An 18157-nucleotide genomic window follows, 5' to 3' on the forward strand; every position below is an offset into this window, starting at 1 on the left:
CACCACACTTCCTAACTACATCAGACTTCCATAGTGTGGAACGTATCCACAAGAAGCTACACTTAGCCCTTTAAAGAGTATTAATACTTCAGGAGATCAAAAAAAGTGAACAACCCAAAACAACAAACTATAAATCAATAACTTACTAAAACCAAACCAAGTATTTTTTTGCGTCCATTAGAGTTTGGCACTAGTATTGAATAGTATAACACAGATTAAACCTCACCTTTTTAACAATTAAATGAATTTAACAAAGATGATAACAAGTAAAAAAACAGTTTTAATAGCCATTTCAGCTTTAATAATGATCGGAACATTAATTGGAATTAACAGCTGCAATATGGGTTCTACTAAGAAATTAGACCCTAAGGAAAATGCCTTAGCACTTCCTATTATTACTGTTGATACAGCTACTGCTATCACAGTAAAAGATTATATCGGTAATATCGAAGGAAAAATAAATGTAGAAATACGACCACAAGTTGAAGGTATTCTTGAAAAGATATTCGTAGATGAAGGTTCTTTTGTTCATGAAGGACAACCTCTATTTCAAGTTGATGCATTGCCTTACCAAGAAATACTAAACAATATGATCGCTACAGAGAATGTAGAAAAAGCTAAATTGAAAAACGCCAAATTAGAAATTGACCGTCTAAAACCACTAATTGACAATGAGGTAATCGCGGAAGTACAATTAGAAACAGCTAAGGCGAACTACGAAATAGCCCGTGCATCACTAGCTAAAGCAAGTGCTGCAGTGGCAAGTGCTCAAATCAACCTAAACTACACTATTATTAAAGCACCTGTGAGTGGATATATTGGTAGAATGCCAAAACGCATTGGTAACTTGGTTTCTAAAAGTGATAAAGAGCCTCTTACAGTCCTTTCAGATGTTAGTGAAGTATATGTCTACTTCGGAATGAGTGAATCCGACTTCTTATATTTCAGTAAAGACAACAAAACAATCACGGACTCTACTACTGCCAAAAGCAATGGAACAATGCTACCTGAAGTAACCTTAATCCTTGCTGATGGTCATGAATACGCTGAAAAAGGAAAAGTAGATATGATTAATGGTCAAGTTAACCGTACTACTGGTTCTATATCTGTTCGTGCTTCTTTTCCCAATTCTAAAGACGTAATGCGATCAGGTAATACGGGTACCGTAAAAGTAAAAGAAACGAAACCTAGTGTCATTATGATACCACAAGAAGTTACAACTTCTATTCAAGACAAAACATTCGTTTACATCTTAGATAGTGAAGACAAGGTAAAACTACAATCAATCACTGTTGACGGAGTTTCCGGAGGTAACTTTATTGTACCTAACGGACTTGCGATTGGGGATCGCGTAATAAAGACTGGTTTTGACAAGCTTACAGAAGGAATGTATGTAAAGCCTATTAATTAACCCTCCCTATAATATTTGAGATTAAAAATCACCTTACAAATTAAGATACTATGTTAAAAGCTATTATACAGCGTCCTATACTAGCTACTGTAATATCGATTATGTTCGTATTACTTGGTTTAGTAGGACTTACACTATTACCTATCACTCGTTTTCCTGAAATTGCCCCACCTAGTGTGACAGTATCTACTTCCTACCCTGGAGCAAATGCAGAAACAGTAGCGCAAAGTGTATTACTTCCTATAGAAGAATCAATCAATGGAGTTGATAATATGACTTACATTAGCTCAAAAGCGAGTAATAGTGGGTCTGGTACGATCAACGTTTTCTTTAAAGCAGGAACAGACCCTGACCAAGCAGCAGTTAATGTACAAAATCGCGTAAGTAAAGCATCGAGTAATTTGCCTTCTGAGGTCAATGAAAATGGTATCTCAGTTACACCTCGTCAGAGTGGTAACATCATGACAATCAACTTCTATAGTGATCATCCTGAAGAAGTTTATGACGAAACATTTCTTCAAGCCTATACACAGATCAACATCAATCGCGAATTACTACGTGTACCTGGTGTAGCTTCTGTGGGCCGTATTGGAGCACGTGACTACTCAATGAGAACATGGCTTAATCCAGAAAAATTAGCCCTATATAACTTAACTCCACAAGATATTATTGCTTCTATCAAAGACCAAAACTTTGAAATTGCACCAGGTAACTTTGGAGAAACTTCTGAGGAAGCTTTTGAAACAGCCTTAAAACACAAAGGTAGATTTAGCTTACCTGAGGAATACGAAAATATTATTATCAAAACAAATGTAGATGGTTCTGTATTAAAGCTGAAAGATGTAGCAAGAGTTGAGTTTGGAGCTTCGAACGTTGGTAGTGACAATAGTGTAAATGGGTTTCCTGGACTAACAATGAACATCACACAGACGGCTGGCTCAAATGCTAGAGATATCGATATTGCTGTTCGAAAAGTTCTTGAACGCTTATCTACGTCATTCCCTAAAGGAATACATTATGATATCAGCTATTCAGTAAAAGATCAGATCGACGAATCAATCAGTCAAGTACAACATACTTTATTTGAGGCCTTTTTCTTGGTATTTGTTATTGTATATCTATTCTTACAAGATTTTAGATCAACAATAATCCCCGTAATTGCAATTCCTATTTCATTAATTGGAACATTGTTTTTCATCTACTTGATGGGATTCTCCATCAATATTTTGACAATGTTTGCTTTGGTACTAGCGATTGGTATTGTAGTAGATGATGCCATTGTCGTTGTAGAAGCGATACATGAGAAGATGCATCACACTGGAATGAAAGCAAAAGAGGCTACTATCTCAACAATGAGTGAAATTACTAGAGCGATTATTTCGATTACATTAGTAATGTCCGCTGTTTTTTTACCAGTAGGATTTATGCAAGGACCAGCAGGTATATTTTACAAACAATTTGCTTATACCCTAGCCTTTGCCATTCTAATCTCAGCAGTTAATGCATTGACTTTAAGTCCTGCCCTTTGTGCATTGTTTCTAAAACAACCAAGTGGTGAAGAATATGCTACTAACAAAGAAACCAATAAATTCAAAAGAATAAGTGGTCGCTTTTTCTTCTCGTTTAATACCGCATTTGACACGTTCACAGAGAAGTATGTTGCTACAATTAAGAAATTAATCAATAACAAAAAAATTGCTATCAGTGGATTAACATTAATCATAGGAGTTGGAGTATTCTTTTTATATAAGACACCCTCATCATTTATCCCGAGAGAAGATGACAGTTTTCTAACTTACTCATTAGCTATGCCACCTGGTGCCTCATTAGCACGTACTAAAGTAGCATTAGCAAAAGCCGACAGTATTCTAAAGAAAAGAACAGATATCGAAGGTATGACGGCAATCTCTGGATATAATGCTATTGATGGTAATGCAAGTCCATCTTTTGCCGTAGGTTTTATTAATTTGAAACCATACAAAGATAGAGGTGATGAAAAGAATATAGACAAAATTATGAGTCAAATCAAAGAGGACTTATCTGTGATTAATGAAGCTACATTCAATGTATTCCCAAGACCAACTATCCAAGGGTTTGGTGACTTTGGAGGTATTGAGTTTGTTCTCCAAGACCGTATGGGTGGAGGGTTTGATGAATTTAGCAAAACAGCAGAAGACGTTATAGCTCAATTGAATGAAAGACCTGAGATTGACAACGCATTTACTTCTTTCAAGGCGAACTTCCCTCAATACTTATTAGAGATTGACTATGCTAAAGCAAAATCTCTTGGAGTGAGTGTAAAAGAATTAATGACCACTATCAAAAACTACTACGGTAGAATCAAAGCAGGAGACTTTAATCGATTTGGACGTACTTATCGCGTTTATATGCAAGCAGATATAGAATATAGAGAAAGTCCTCAATCATTTAATTCTATCTATGTCCGCAATAAAGATGGTGAAATGTTACCTGCAAGTACTTTGATTAAGTTGAAAAAAGTATTAGGTCCACAAACTGTAACAAGATATAATTTATACAATGCTATATCTATTAAAACAAATCCAGCTCCTGGCTATAGTACAGGTGATGCGATGAAAGCAATCGATGAAGTAACTTCAAAAATGCCTGGTAACTACTCGTATGAATATACTGGTATGTCATTAGAAGAAAAAGATTCAGGTAATCAAGCTATCTTAATTTTTGCATTAAGTATAATCTTTGTTTACTTCTTATTATGTGCTCAGTACGAAAGCTATTTGTTACCTATTGCCATCTTACTGACTGTACCTACAGGATTACTAGGTGTAGCACTATTTGTCAATTTGGCTGGCTTACAAAACAACATATACGTACAAGTAGGGTTAATTATGTTGATTGGTCTATTGGCAAAGAATGCTATCCTTATTGTAGAGTTTGCTTTACAACAAAGAAGAAGGGGGTTATCAATCTTTGACGCCGCGGTAGAAGGTGCAAAAATGAGGTTACGACCTATCTTGATGACTTCATTTGCCTTCGTAGCAGGTCTAGTACCTTTGATGTTTACAGTCGGACCTTCTGCACAAGGTAATCATTCAATTAGTTTTTCTGCCGCAGGTGGAATGATTTTTGGAGTAATTGCTGGTATATTTATTATACCTGTATTGTTCTACATTTTCCAAAACTGGGATGAAAAACTAAAAGCAAAATTTACTAACGAATAAATTGATACAACAATGATGAATAGCTCAAAAAGAATAGCAACCTATACAATATTTACGATATTTATCGCAAGTGCTTTGGTGCTCAACTCTTGTGCTCCTCAATCAAAATATAAAGCACCTAATTTAGATGTTCCTGATCATTTTAGAGGTCAGGATACACTAAACATTGCACAAGATTCAACAACTATAGCAGATATCCCGTGGCGTGAATTCTTTGAAGACGAACAGTTAATTGACTTAATTGACAAAGGATTAGCGCATAACTTTGATATGTTGACAGCTATCAAAAACCTAGATATTGCTAATCAACGTGCTAAACAAGCAAAAGTAGAATGGCTACCTTCTTTAGACCTAGCCTTGGGAAGTGTTAATTACCAGTTTAGATCTAAAAACTATTATGGCTCTCCTTCTAGTAGCTACTACAATCACAAAGGAGAAGAAGCGCCAGAAAACATGTTTGTCAATTCAGTACAATATGGTTCAGGTCTATCTTTTAGTTGGGAGCTGGACATTTGGGGAAAGATAAAAAGCAAGAACAAAGTAGCCTTAGCAGATTATTTAAAAACTGCAGAGGCTACAAAAGCAGTACAAACAAGATTAATTGCTAGTATAGCTGAAGGATATTACAACTTATTATTACTTGATGCTCAAATGGAGGTTGCGCAAACCAACTATGACTTGACTAAAAACACATTAAAAATAGTTGAACTTCAAAGAGATGCAGGTCAAATCACTTCCTTAGCAATTCAACAAACCAAAAACCAAATGTTAGTTGCTAAAGCTTTAATTCCTTCTCTCAAACAACAAATTGCTAATCAAGAAAACGCATTGTCTTTATTAACTGGACAACTGCCAACAGATATCCAACGTGAAACTAAGTTAGCTGAAGCAAATACAAATGAAATTCTTGCAACTAGTGTTCCTTTACACATGTTAAGCATGCGACCAGATGTCAAATCAGCAGAACTAAATCTTCAGGCAAAGAATGCACTAGTTGGCGTAGCTCAAGCGAGTAGATACCCTTCCTTATCAATAGATCTAACAGGAGGACTTAACAGTGTACTGACTAGAAACTGGTTTGATATCCCAGGTTCATTGTTTGGTGGTATCATAGCCAAAGCAACAAACCCAATTTTCAATAAACGAAAACTAAAAACAAACTTCGAAGTAGCAAAAATAGATAGGGAGAAAGCAGAAATAGATTTACAACGAACTGTTTATACAGCTATCACAGAAGTAACTGACGCATTAATGAATCTAAAAACAGTAGATGAACAAATCGAAATAGCTGCTGAACAAGTAACAACCTCTAGGCTAGGTGTTAAACAATCAAACTTGCTATTTAACAGTGGATATGCTACCTATATCGAGGTTATTAATGCTCAAAAGAACTTATTAGATAGTGAACTAAATCTAAACAAATTTAGACAAGCTAAACTAATATCACGCATTAATTTGTACAAAACACTTGGTGGAGGTTGGAAATAATCTTCAATAAACAGCACTTAAAAAGGGGGAATCTTTACAGGTTTCCCTTTTTTTTGGATCTGTTCCTTTATACACTAGAGGAATCAGTCTCAGACCTCTCTTTTTACGTTATTTGAAGAATACGTGCACCTTTCTTGAGGTTTTCTTGCCAAGAAAATACTTCTGGGCAGGCAAACTGCACGTAATCTGCACGCATTGGGCAAGAATGGCAACACTTCCCCAAAAAAAAGGAAAAGATTGCTCTTTTCCTCTTACAAATATCTATTCAAAAAAATATTTTACGCTATCTAATACCTGCTCTATTTAAGTAAGCGTGGTATTTCGCACTATTTGCATTGTGCTGTGCTAATGTTTTAGCAAATTCATGATATCCCATACGATCTACACTTGCACAAAAATAAATATAATCATGTTGCTCTGGGTTTAAAACCGCTTCAATTGAATTTTTATCAGGCATAGTAATTGGTCCTGGTGGTAATCCAGCATTTTTATAGGTATTATATGGCGAATCAATTTCCTTGTGCTTGTTATACACACGATATATCTTTTCATCAAAATCACCTGTATATTTTTTATAAGCATAAACTAAAGTAGGATCAGCTTGCAAAGGCATACCGATTTTCAAACGATTCAAATAGGCACCTGCTACCTTTGGTCGTTCATCAGCTTTCACGGTTTCTTTCTGAACGATAGATGCCAAAATAGACACTTCTACAGGAGTCAATCCAATAGCTTCTGCTTTTTTCAAACGCTCCTCATTCCAAAAACGAACATACTCTCCTTGTAATTTATTGCGTAATTTTATAGGATTGACATTCCAATAAAATTCATAAGTGTCTGGTAAGAATACAACTAATACATTCTCAGGTGTTAGATTATTATCAGCTAAGAATGTTTTGTTTAAAAACGTCTCAAGTAAAATAATACTATCCGATTCGACTTGTGTTGCAATACGACCTGCCAAATTCTCGATGCGTTCTTGATTATTAAATGTTACTCGTGTAGGTTTGTTATCGCGTAACGCTTGAATAATATCGTAGTTGTTCATTCCATTTCTCAACTTAAAACGACCATTAATCACCAAGGCATCATAATTTCGTTGTTCTGCAATAGATTTAAAACTCTCTACATCATTAAGGTAAGGTGTTAGTGTCTTTACTACCGTATCAAAGTTATCCGTTTCTCTGACATAAATATACTCTTTCTCGTCCCATCCTTGTAGATTGCTATTAAAAGCACTTCCATACCAAATATATAGATAGCCTAATATTCCAAATGCACCAAGCACAGTAGCTAGAATAAAAATATTCTTTAATTTCATCGTGTTTTTATTAATATATTAGTTGATATAATCCTTCATCTTTATAGGTATTCCCTACCCTTGTCCAAGCTTTTTTAATGCCTACTAACTCAAAACCAGCTTGTTCGAACAAAGCAATACTTGCCTTATTATCTACTGCAACATTAGCATATAATTGATTGAGATGCAAATAGTTGACACCATAATCTACGATCATTGCAAGTGCAGCTGTCCCAATACCTTTATTTCTATCTTCTGCATATTGAACTACGATACCAACACCTGCTCGATTATTCTTGGGGTCGTAATCAAATAAATCAATTAAACCTAAAACTTTGTCTGTCACCGAATCGCAAATCACCAAGCGCAGTTGCTTTGCCTCATAAATATCTTGATGCGCATTTTCTAAATACTGACGAATAAGAAAGCGACTATAAGGTGTCTGTGTATTACTCACTTCCCAAAGTTTCATGTCGTTCTCTATCTCATAGATAAACGATAAATCCTCTGGTTCTAGTGCTCTTAAATAAATATTATCCCCTTGAATAAACATACTTGTTTACTTAAATATTAAACCCTCCTTCAAAGACAAATGTAGCAGATCCTGTCAAGTAAACATTTTGGTACTTATCACCTTCTTTCGAAAACGAAATCATCAGGTCACCACCTTCTACCTCTATAGCAATTGTCGTACTATCAGCTTTGCCTTGTTCATACATCGCTATAGCAACAGCAGTAGCGCCAGTCCCACAAGATAGAGTCTCGTCTTCAACGCCACGCTCATACGTTCTAATTCTAAATCGGTTTGGTCCTTCTTGCTCTACAAAGTTTACATTTGTTCCTTCTGGTGCATATAGATCACTCTCTCTAATACCCTTACCCTTAGCATATACATTATAACGATCCAATTCACGGACAACTTGTACGTGATGAGGAGATCCAGTATTTAAAAAGCTATATTTCTTTTCAACTAAAACCTGATCAACGTCAATCATCTGCAAAGAGACAAGATTATCCTCATCTATTCTTGCCTTATGCTCACCATCAACAGCTATAAAACAACACTCCTCCTTAATCACTCCTAAGTGTTTAGCGAAGGCTACGATACATCGACCTCCATTTCCACACATTGTACTCTCATTTCCATCTGCATTGTAATACACCATACGAAAATCATACCCTTCCGCCTGCTCTAATAATATCAATCCGTCTGCTCCTACACCAAATTTTCTATCACATAATAGATTAACTAGTGAAACATCTTTCTTTGGAAACTTTAAATCACGATTATCTATCATGACAAAATCATTTCCAGTTCCTTGATACTTATAAAATTTCAACATATACTCTGCAATTTAATGAAAAGCAAATTTACAAATTCTGTTCAGAATCACACTATGTTAAGTCTTGGTTAAAGCACTTCTTATTCTATTCTTGCTTTTTTATTTTTACATATCAAATCAGTAAGCTTTTAGTTAATTATGAAAAAAACAATCAGTTTATTATTCCTAAGTTTAATTAGCGGGGCTATCACCCTAGTTGGGTATAAATACTTTTTCGAAAGTTCAACCCTACAAAACCAACAAGAAGGAGTACAATCTACCTCGACCGTTCCCCAACTACCTACGCATACAAATACAAGTATTGCTGGAATCGATTTTACTGAAGCAGCAGAGAATACGGTTCACGCAGTAGTACACGTTAAAAATTTAAGCTACGTCCAGACAAGAAGTAACCCTATTATGGAGTTTTTCTATGGCTATAAAGGACAAACACAAGCACAAGTTGGTACAGGGTCTGGCGTAATCATAACAGAAGATGGGTATATCGTCACCAATAATCACGTCATAGATAATGCTTCTGAATTAGAAGTAACACTTAATGACAACCAAACTTATAAAGCAAAACTCATCGGTACAGATAAACAGATGGACATAGCGCTACTAAAAATTGACACAGACAAGAAGCTTCCCTATATCATATTTGGTGATTCCGATAATTTAAAACTAGGCGAATGGGTTATCGCTGTTGGAAACCCATTTAATCTTACCTCAACAGTTACAGCTGGTATAGTATCAGCTAAGGCAAGAAACTTATCAAAAACAGGTATTCAATCATTCATTCAAACTGATGCCGTTATCAACCCTGGAAATAGTGGTGGTGCATTAGTAAACACAAGAGGAGAATTAATAGGAATCAATACAATGATCTCTTCCAATACAGGATCATATGTAGGATATGCTTTTGCGGTACCGTCGAATATAACAAAAAAAATAATTGAAGACTTATTAGAGTATGGTAATGTGCAACAAGCCGTTCTAGGCGTATCAGGCTTTGAGCTAAACAACCTAATTGCAAAAGACTTGGACCTTTCGTTAACTCAAGGTTTCTATATTCAAGAAGTAGTAGCAACCTCCGGAGCAAAACAATCAGGTCTACAAAAAGGAGATATTATACAGCGTATTAATGATAAACCAATCAAAACTTTCGTTGACCTAAAGACAATCCTAAATACAAAACGTCCAAACGATAAAGTAAATGTAACCTATAACAGAGATGGAATTGAAAATACTATAGAAGTTAGTCTAATGAAAGTTGAAAATACAACAATTAGCTATAACGGATTTGAATTCGAATCACTTTCAATAGAGGAACAAAACAAGTTTAAACTCAACTATGGCTTAAAAATAAAAACTGTAAAAAATCCTAAATACGCTCCATATAAAGAAGAATTAGAAGGAGGAATATTACTTGCGATAAATGGTAAAAAAGTTCAGACAACAAACCAAGCCCAGAGAATATTTGAAGAATTAGGTAACAAACAGAAAATAAAGCTAGAAGTAATAAGTGCTTCAGGTGAAGTTCTTCGAATAATTGTCTAAAAACTACCCTATTATCTGAAAAGACCAATCACTTGGTCTTTTCTAATCTAAAAACTTGATTTATTCAACAAAAAAGCAGACTTTTGCACTAATTTTATACAACACAATCTAAAATGAAAAATACAAGTTTATACGAAAAAGAATTGGCTTTTCAAGCAGATCGCAGAAAAGCATGTGTAGAGTTTATCAAAATCGTTAGTGATTTATGGTATGACAAATCAATTGAGTTACTAATGTTCCGCAATCAATTGATTGACCGTAGCGTTAGTGACATTATCAACTTACACGAATATGCTGCAAAATTTGTAGGAAAACCGATCAACATTTTCGATTCTGTAGAAATTGCTAAAGCTATTCAACAGGCAGATTTGCCACCTTCAAGAATAGATATCGGTAGACTTACTTACGAATACCACTTAGAAGACAATAAGCATAGCAATGCTTTAGGTTTTGTTGTAAGTAAATTACAAGATGCTAAAGAAACAGAAGAAATCGTACCAAAAGACGTAGTTCTTTATGGATTTGGACGTATCGGACGTTTATTAGCTCGTGAATTAATGAATAAAATTGGTAAAGGACAGCAAATGCGTCTAAGAGCAATTGTAACTCGTGATAAAAACGATGCAGTACTTTTAGAAAAACGTGCTTCTTTACTAAAATACGATTCAGTACACGGAGATTTCGAAGGTTCAGTAATTGCTGATCCAGAAAACAATGCATTAATCATCAACGGTACTACAGTCCACATGATTTCTGCAGGTTCTCCAGAAGAAATTGACTATACGGCTTATGATATTGACAATGCATTAATCATAGATAATACTGGAGCTTTCAAAACGGACGAGGATTTAAAACGTCACTTGACTGCTAAAGGTGCCTCAAAAGTATTACTAACAGCTCCAGGTAAAGGTGTTCCTAACATCGTACACGGTGTAAACAATACAGAGTACGATCCAAGCCAAGTGGATATTTGGTCTGCTGCTTCTTGTACTACAAACGCCATTACTCCTATCTTAAAAGTAATGGAAGATAACTTCGGAGTAGTTAAAGGGCACTTAGAAACAATCCACGCATATACAAATGACCAAAACTTAGTAGATAACATGCACAAGAAATACCGTCGTGGTAGAGCTGCTGCATTAAATATGGTTATCACTGAAACAGGTGCTGGAAGTGCTGTAGCAAAAGCTTTACCTTCATTGGCAGGTAAACTTACTTCTAACGCTATCCGTGTACCAGTTCCAAATGGTTCTTTAGTTGTATTAAACTTAGAAATCGAAAAAACTACTTCTGTTGAAGAGCTTAATGAAGTAATGCGCAAAGCTGCTTTAAACGGAAATCTTGTAGAGCAAATCAAATACTCTATCAACAACGAATTAGTATCATCTGATATCGTAGGAACTTCTGCTCCATCTATCTTTGATAGTAAAGCTACAATTGTTTCTGCAGATGGTAAAAACGTAGTAATGTATGTATGGTACGATAATGAGTATGGATATAGCCACCAAGTTATCCGTTTAGCTAAATACATTTCTCAAGTAAGACGTTATACTTACTATTAGTAGATAGTAAACATAGATAAAAAAAAGTCCAGCTGGTTAGCTGGACTTTTTTTTATTCAATAGGTAAGCATAACTCAGCTATAATCTTTTGCTCTGGATGCTCTTTAAAGTTGTTCAGATGAAACTCATAAGATTTCGCCAATCGTAACTTACAGTCGTTTTGAACGATGTACAAACACATTGTTTCCCAAGCTTGTGCAAATTCTTCTATCTTTATTTCAAAGCGCCCTACAACATACTTTCCTCCCTCTAAAACTACTTTACCTAAAGGTTCTTCGACCTTCATATCCATAGGTATAGAAATACACACATCTTGCCTTAAACCTTCCAAACCTACAATAGCAGGGTCATCGTGGTAAGCAGTCAATACTTTATAACTAGATTGAGACATCACCCCTCTAGGGAAAGCCCATTCAAAAAGCTTCTCATACGATTTACCAATTTCTCTATAATCACCAATGTGGCGTACATAAGCTACTGTCAATGTATCCAATACTCTCTCTTCAATTTTAAACTCCATGATTGTAAAATTTTTAATTATTATTTTACAAACTTCCATAAAGTTCAAAGTTTTGTTTTGCACATTCTTGCTATATTCTGCTATCAGATAATCAACTTTAGCCAACTCCTCTTGTTCTACGCCCTGCTGTTTCTGCTGAAAGTCTGTTGGCGTCATCGCATAATGTTTTACAAACACTCTACTAAACAATGACAGAGAAGAAAAACCACTACTATAAGCAATCTCAGTAATCGTCATTTCCCTATTATTCTTTAATAAAGTAGCAGCTTTCGTTAGACGAACAAGCGTTATAAACCTATTTAAGCTAATTCCTGCTATTTGGCTAAACAACCGATGAAAATGAAAAGAAGAAACACCAATATGATTAGAGATCAACGCTAAAGACAACTCATCGGTATAATGTTGGTTTATATAATCAACTACATCGTTTACCATTTTAATATACCTATTATAACTACTTCTTTTTTGCATACGCTTTATTAAACTAAAAAACAAAATTAAATTGTACACCACTATTCGACTTGACCAATCTTGCTAAAAAAAGCCTTAAGAGTTGCTTCTCTTAAGGCTTTTCTATATGTACTTTTAAACACTATCTATTTTATCAAATTGTCTAATAAGACTCTAAACTTAGAACTATTCCAGTCTGCTGCTCGGAACTTCTTAACAACAATGTTTCCCTCCTTGTCAATCACATAAGAGGCAGGAATTGATTTAGAATAAAGCATTACAGGCGTATTAGCTAATTCATAGTAAATAGGTAATGTATATTGATGCTTTTCTTTAAATGCAGTAACCTTATCCTTATCATCACTAGTCACAAACATAAAGACTACCTTATCTTTATAGTCATTGTACAATTCTTGAAAGCTAGGCTTCTCTGCAATACATGGTGGACACCAGGTTGCCCAAAAATTGATAATAATTACTTTACCACTTAACTCATTAAAATCAACTTTATTTCCCTCTATATCTACTACTTCCCAGCCGTTAAAATTAACCTTCTCATACTCACTCTCATCTTCTAACGTCGGACTCATAGCCACTAACTGATTTAACCATACTTTTACATCTGTACCCAATGGTGTAAAAAACACAACGATAAGTACACCAATAAATATAATATTTGATAATAATCCTAATCTCTTCTTTCTTTCTTTCATTTTTAATTAGCTTGCTTCTGTCAAATATAACGATTCTACAAATAAATTCAAAAATACCATAGAGTATCTAATATTTAACTTAAAAATAGGTAATACGAAAAATATTTCTACTCCTCTTTAAACATATCTTCAAAATCAACTAATTGTTTACCAGGTAGCACAATATTTAAAACAACCCCAATTATAGATGCCAAGGCCATTCCTTCTAAAGAAAACAAATCACCAATATGAATTGCTGCTCCTCCGATACCAATAATTAAAATAACTGAAGAAATAATCAAATTTCGTTTGATCTTAAAATCAACTTTATTCTCTACCAACATACGTAAACCACTAGAAGCAATAATTCCAAACAATAAAATAGATACACCTCCCATCACGGGTGAAGGAATTGTCCCTAACAATGCTGCTATCTTTCCACAAAATCCAAACAAGATTGCCAAACAAGCAGCCCCTATAAACACATAAATACTAAACGCTCTGGTAATGGCTAACACTCCTATATTTTCACCGTACGTTGTATTTGGTGGTCCACCTATCAGAGAAGCAAACATCGTCGCTACCCCATCACCTAACATACTTCTGTGTAATCCAGGATCTTTAATCAAATCTTTTTCAATAACTTTACTCAATACCAATTGATGACCTATATGTTCTGCAATAGGAACAATAGCTACAGGCAACATCAATAAGATAACATACCAAGATATAGAAGGCTCATAGTGAATAAAAGGAATACTAAACTCTGGAACTTGAATCCAACTCGCTTCTATTACTTTTGTAAAATCTACTACTCCCATAATTGCAGCAAAAGCATACCCTCCAATAATTCCAATTAATACAGGCACTACACTTAGAAAACCACGAGTAAAAATTGCAGTAATAATTGTTATAGTCAAAGTAACCAAACCAATCAACACATACGTTAAGTCGTATTCTCCTGTAGGATTATTAGTTACCATCTCCACTGCTGTTCTAGCTAATCCAAGACCTATAACCATAATAACAGGACCTACAACAATAGGAGGCAATAACTTCATCAACCAATTAGTTCCAACTTTAGCGATCAATAATGCCACTAGAGAATACACTACTCCTACAAGAAAACTCCCAACTAAAAAACTCCCAACTGGCATACCTGAATTAGGATCTGCTTCAAGTGCCTTCATAGCAATAATAGGATTAATAAAAGCAAACGATGAACCTAAATATGAAGGAACTTTCCCTTTCGTTATCAAAATAAAAGCTAATGTGCCTATACCACTTGATATTAATGCAATAGCTGGATTCATTCCTGTCAAAGCAGGTACGAGCACTGTAGCTCCAAACATAGCAAACAAATGCTGAATACTTAGGAGTACCCATTGCCCTAATTTAGGCTTTTCATCTACTGCTAATACGATTTTCTTATCGTTTATCTGACTCATTTTATCACTTTGTTTACTAATTACTTCTGAAATACGAAATTACTTAAATTTAAAACAAATATTATACCTATTCTTAGATATAAAAAAGGTACCCTATATATAGAGTACCTTCTTTTAGTATTATAAGTAATAATTATTTACCAGCTGCAATCAAGTTTAATGCAGAACCTGCTTTAAACCATTCAATTTGACTAGCATTATACGTATGGTTTGCCATGATTACATCTTTTGATCCATCAGCATGAACAAATTCAATAGCCAACTGCTTACCAGGAGCAAAGTCCGTTAAATCTAAGAAGTTGATTGTATCATCTTCTTGAATCTTATCGTAATCAGCTTCATTAGCAAACGTCAAAGCTAACATACCTTGCTTTTTCAAGTTTGTTTCGTGAATACGAGCAAATGATTTAACTAATACCGCTTTTACTCCTAAGTGACGTGGTTCCATAGCTGCGTGCTCACGAGAAGATCCCTCACCATAGTTTTGATCTCCTACTACAATTGTAGGTATTCCTGCTGCTTTATAAGCTCTCTGCACTGCTGGTACAGGTCCATATTCACCTGTCAATTCATTCTTAACGCTATTCGTTCTTTGATTAAAAGCATTAACTGCACCAATCAACATATTGTCAGAAATATTATCCAAGTGTCCACGGAAACGCAACCAAGGTCCAGCCATAGAGATATGATCAGTAGTACATTTACCAAAGGCTTTGATTAGTAATTTTGCCCCTGTAATATTCTTACCATCCCATGGTTTAAATGGCTCTAACAATTGAAGGCGATTTGACGTTGGGCTAACCTCAACCACTATATCTGCCCCATTAGCTGCTGGTGCTTGATAACCTGGATCATCTACTGCAAAACCTTTTGTTGGCAATTCATCTCCTTTAGGAGGTAGTAATTTTACTTCTTCTCCATTGTCATTGATTAATGTATCTGTAAGAGGATTAAACCCTAAATCACCCGCAATTGCCAATGCTGCAACCATCTCTGGTGATGTTACGAAAGCGTGTGTATTAGGGTTACCATCTGCACGCTTAGAGAAATTACGGTTAAACGAGTGAACGATTGTATTTTTCTCTTGTTTGTCTGCTCCTTCACGATCCCACTGACCGATACAAGGACCACAAGCATTGGTAAACACTTTTGTTCCCATCTTTTCAAAAGTTTCGATAATACCATCTCTCTCGATAGTATAGCGTATTTGTTCAGAACCTGGATTAATACCAAACTCAGCTTTAGGTGTTATACCATGCTCAACAGCTTGCTCTACGATAGAAGCTGCTCTCGACATATCCTCATAAGAAGAGTTAGTACAAGAGCCGATTAATCCCCATTCTACTTTTAATGGCCAACCATTAGCTTCTGCCTCTGCTCTCATTTTAGATACAGGAGTTCCTCTATCTGGAGTAAATGGTCCATTGATATGTGGTTCTAATTCTGATAAATTTATTTCGATTAATTGATCGAAGTATTGTTCTGGGTTAGCATATACCTCAGCATCTGCCGTTAAATGCTCTGCTACTTTATCAGCAGCATCTACTACATCCTGACGACCAGTAGCTGCTAAATATCTTCTCATCGAATCATCATATCCGAATGTAGATGTAGTTGCTCCAATCTCAGCTCCCATATTACAGATAGTTCCCTTACCAGTACATGACATAGATGTAGCTCCTTCTCCAAAGTATTCTACAATAGCTCCTGTTCCTCCTTTTACAGTAAGAATATCCGCTACTTTCAAGATAACATCTTTAGGTGCTGTCCATCCATTTAGCTTTCCTGTCAACTTCACTCCGATTAACTTAGGAAACTTCAGCTCCCATGCCATTCCTGACATCACATCTACTGCGTCTGCTCCACCTACACCGATAGCCAACATCCCTAAACCTCCTGCATTTACTGTATGTGAATCTGTCCCTATCATCATCCCTCCTGGGAAAGCGTAGTTTTCTAACACAATTTGATGTATAATACCAGCTCCTGGTTTCCAGAAACCAATACCATATTTGTTCGACACAGAAGACAAAAAGTTAAATACCTCTGAAGATTGGTTCATCGCCGTCTGTAAATCTGCTGATGCACCAACTTTTGCTTGAATCAAGTGATCACAGTGTACTGTAGTAGGTACAGCCACTTTTTCTTTACCCGCATGCATAAATTGTAATAACGCCATTTGTGCTGTTGCATCTTGACATGCTACTCTATCTGGAGCAAAATCAACATAGTCTTTTCCTCTCTCAAATGTTTGTGATGGTGTACCATCCCATAAGTGAGTATATAAAATCTTTTCTGACAATGTTAAAGGACGTCCTACTATCTCACGTGCTTTAGTCACACGATCAGGCATCTTTTCATACACTTTTTTAATCATTTCTATATCAAAAGCCATAATAAAAATTTTTTTATTTATACGAATTAAAATTTCTATACAATTTACAGTTTTTTACTTCTAATAAACTCTATATAAATGTTAAACCACTATATTTAAAATGATTCTACTTAAACGAAGTAAGGTTATAGATAAAGATAGCACAAAAGTGATTAGTAGAGTATTTTTCTTAAATTTGAATAAAACTTACAAGGATAATTGTTGAGTACTCTCTATTGAAATTCATCAATAAAACATATAAGTAAACATATTCAATTGGCAAATTCATCATCTTTTTAAAACCACCTATATGTACAAACATCTTTTTAAAGCAGCCCTAAATTGGATTGCGACCAACAAGTCAGAAGAGTCAAACAAAAAGGTGTATGCCAAAAGCCATACCATCAAAATAGAAGGAAAAGATATTCTATCTATTTCAGCAGCTAAAGCTTTTAAAGGAGACCCTACCTTGCTAAATCCAGAAGATCTATTGCTGAGTGCTCTTACCTCGTGTCACATGATGTCGTATCTATACGTATGCCAACAACACGATATAGAGGTACTTGCTTATGAAGATCATTCAGAGGCTACATTGGTGCTAAATGATGATGGCAGCGGACGTATAATCAGAGTGGTCTTAAATCCAATAGTACGCATCAAAGATGAATCCCAGACAGCCTTAGCTTTACAGCTACATACACAAGCCAACAAACTTTGCTTTATTGCTAATTCTTGCAATTTTGATGTGGAACATTATGCGAAGTGCTATAGCCAAGGAGTTGACAAAACAAAACATAATCGAGTAGGAGGCTGAAGATTATTTCTTCAGC

At 35.3% G+C, this 18157-nt stretch carries 13 protein-coding genes; 6 read left to right on the forward strand and 7 right to left on the reverse strand.

Annotated elements, in window-relative coordinates:
- Nucleotides 1-256: 256 nt before the first annotated feature.
- Genes GJV77_RS09145 through GJV77_RS09155 form a run of 3 tightly spaced genes read left to right on the forward strand, consistent with a single transcriptional unit; the run spans nucleotide 257 to nucleotide 6099 of the window.
- Nucleotides 257-1411, forward strand: a complete 1155-nt coding sequence (locus tag GJV77_RS09145) for an efflux RND transporter periplasmic adaptor subunit (protein WP_155036064.1) — start codon at nucleotides 257-259, stop codon at nucleotides 1409-1411.
- 50 nt (nucleotides 1412-1461) lie between these two features.
- Nucleotides 1462-4611, forward strand: coding sequence for an efflux RND transporter permease subunit (locus GJV77_RS09150; RefSeq protein WP_155036065.1), 3150 nt, complete (start codon nucleotides 1462-1464; stop codon nucleotides 4609-4611).
- Nucleotides 4612-4623: 12 nt separating this feature from the next.
- Nucleotides 4624-6099 (forward strand): TolC family protein, encoded by a 1476-nt coding sequence (locus GJV77_RS09155; RefSeq protein ID WP_240142846.1) that lies wholly within the window; start codon nucleotides 4624-4626, stop codon nucleotides 6097-6099.
- A gap of 283 nt (nucleotides 6100-6382) precedes the next feature.
- Here the strand turns inward: GJV77_RS09155 and mltG are convergent, their stop codons facing one another.
- From mltG to dapF, 3 genes are read right to left on the reverse strand one after another with little or no spacing between them, the layout of a single operon-like run.
- The gene (gene mltG / locus GJV77_RS09160) at nucleotides 6383-7420 is read right to left on the reverse strand and encodes an endolytic transglycosylase MltG (RefSeq protein WP_155036066.1); all 1038 of its coding nucleotides are present in this window, start codon (nucleotides 7418-7420) and stop codon (nucleotides 6383-6385) included.
- A 10-nt stretch (nucleotides 7421-7430) separates the two neighbouring features.
- Nucleotides 7431-7952 (reverse strand): GNAT family N-acetyltransferase, encoded by a 522-nt coding sequence (locus tag GJV77_RS09165; protein ID WP_155036067.1) that lies wholly within the window; start codon nucleotides 7950-7952, stop codon nucleotides 7431-7433.
- A gap of 10 nt (nucleotides 7953-7962) precedes the next feature.
- A complete protein-coding gene (dapF, locus tag GJV77_RS09170; protein ID WP_155036068.1) occupies nucleotides 7963-8742 on the reverse strand; it encodes a diaminopimelate epimerase in 780 nt (259 codons plus the stop codon).
- A 138-nt stretch (nucleotides 8743-8880) separates the two neighbouring features.
- On the opposite strand from dapF, the gene GJV77_RS09175 reads away from it, so the two are divergent.
- Both GJV77_RS09175 and GJV77_RS09180 read left to right on the forward strand, forming a co-directional pair.
- The gene (locus tag GJV77_RS09175) at nucleotides 8881-10281 is read left to right on the forward strand and encodes a trypsin-like peptidase domain-containing protein (protein ID WP_155036069.1); all 1401 of its coding nucleotides are present in this window, start codon (nucleotides 8881-8883) and stop codon (nucleotides 10279-10281) included.
- Between the two features lie 113 nt (nucleotides 10282-10394).
- Nucleotides 10395-11843 (forward strand): glyceraldehyde-3-phosphate dehydrogenase, encoded by a 1449-nt coding sequence (locus GJV77_RS09180; protein WP_155036070.1) that lies wholly within the window; start codon nucleotides 10395-10397, stop codon nucleotides 11841-11843.
- Between the two features lie 52 nt (nucleotides 11844-11895).
- Here the strand turns inward: GJV77_RS09180 and GJV77_RS09185 are convergent, their stop codons facing one another.
- The 4 genes from GJV77_RS09185 to GJV77_RS09200 form a co-directional block, all read right to left on the reverse strand.
- Complete coding sequence (locus tag GJV77_RS09185) at nucleotides 11896-12834, reverse strand: AraC family transcriptional regulator (protein WP_155036071.1); 939 nt, start codon at nucleotides 12832-12834, stop codon at nucleotides 11896-11898.
- Between the two features lie 125 nt (nucleotides 12835-12959).
- The gene (locus GJV77_RS09190) at nucleotides 12960-13526 is read right to left on the reverse strand and encodes a TlpA family protein disulfide reductase (protein WP_155036072.1); all 567 of its coding nucleotides are present in this window, start codon (nucleotides 13524-13526) and stop codon (nucleotides 12960-12962) included.
- A 107-nt stretch (nucleotides 13527-13633) separates the two neighbouring features.
- Complete coding sequence (uraA, locus tag GJV77_RS09195) at nucleotides 13634-14953, reverse strand: uracil permease (RefSeq protein WP_155036073.1); 1320 nt, start codon at nucleotides 14951-14953, stop codon at nucleotides 13634-13636.
- A gap of 133 nt (nucleotides 14954-15086) precedes the next feature.
- Nucleotides 15087-17348, reverse strand: coding sequence for an aconitate hydratase (locus tag GJV77_RS09200; protein WP_155036074.1), 2262 nt, complete (start codon nucleotides 17346-17348; stop codon nucleotides 15087-15089).
- A 289-nt stretch (nucleotides 17349-17637) separates the two neighbouring features.
- On the opposite strand from GJV77_RS09200, the gene GJV77_RS09205 reads away from it, so the two are divergent.
- Nucleotides 17638-18141, forward strand: coding sequence for an OsmC family protein (locus tag GJV77_RS09205; protein ID WP_155036075.1), 504 nt, complete (start codon nucleotides 17638-17640; stop codon nucleotides 18139-18141).
- Nucleotides 18142-18157 lie beyond the last annotated feature (16 nt).

It is taken from the genome of Myroides pelagicus (assembly GCF_009711055.1).
Taxonomy (GTDB): domain Bacteria; phylum Bacteroidota; class Bacteroidia; order Flavobacteriales; family Flavobacteriaceae; genus Flavobacterium; species Flavobacterium pelagicum.

Bases quoted from the DNA above. Each gene is read 5' to 3' on its own strand.
- GJV77_RS09190 (WP_155036072.1), bottom strand. From the start codon at position 13,526: ATGAAAGAAAGAAAGAAGAGATTAGGATTATTATCAAATATTATATTT.
- GJV77_RS09185 (WP_155036071.1), bottom strand. From the start codon at position 12,834: ATGCAAAAAAGAAGTAGTTATAATAGGTATATTAAAATGGTAAACGAT.
- GJV77_RS09155 (WP_240142846.1), top strand. From the start codon at position 4,624: ATGATGAATAGCTCAAAAAGAATAGCAACCTATACAATATTTACGATA.
- GJV77_RS09200 (WP_155036074.1), bottom strand. From the start codon at position 17,348: ATGGCTTTTGATATAGAAATGATTAAAAAAGTGTATGAAAAGATGCCT.
- GJV77_RS09145 (WP_155036064.1), top strand. From the start codon at position 257: ATGATAACAAGTAAAAAAACAGTTTTAATAGCCATTTCAGCTTTAATA.
- mltG (WP_155036066.1), bottom strand. From the start codon at position 7,420: ATGAAATTAAAGAATATTTTTATTCTAGCTACTGTGCTTGGTGCATTT.
- dapF (WP_155036068.1), bottom strand. From the start codon at position 8,742: ATGTTGAAATTTTATAAGTATCAAGGAACTGGAAATGATTTTGTCATG.
- GJV77_RS09180 (WP_155036070.1), top strand. From the start codon at position 10,395: ATGAAAAATACAAGTTTATACGAAAAAGAATTGGCTTTTCAAGCAGAT.
- GJV77_RS09175 (WP_155036069.1), top strand. From the start codon at position 8,881: ATGAAAAAAACAATCAGTTTATTATTCCTAAGTTTAATTAGCGGGGCT.
- uraA (WP_155036073.1), bottom strand. From the start codon at position 14,953: ATGAGTCAGATAAACGATAAGAAAATCGTATTAGCAGTAGATGAAAAG.
- GJV77_RS09150 (WP_155036065.1), top strand. From the start codon at position 1,462: ATGTTAAAAGCTATTATACAGCGTCCTATACTAGCTACTGTAATATCG.
- GJV77_RS09205 (WP_155036075.1), top strand. From the start codon at position 17,638: ATGTACAAACATCTTTTTAAAGCAGCCCTAAATTGGATTGCGACCAAC.
- GJV77_RS09165 (WP_155036067.1), bottom strand. From the start codon at position 7,952: ATGTTTATTCAAGGGGATAATATTTATTTAAGAGCACTAGAACCAGAG.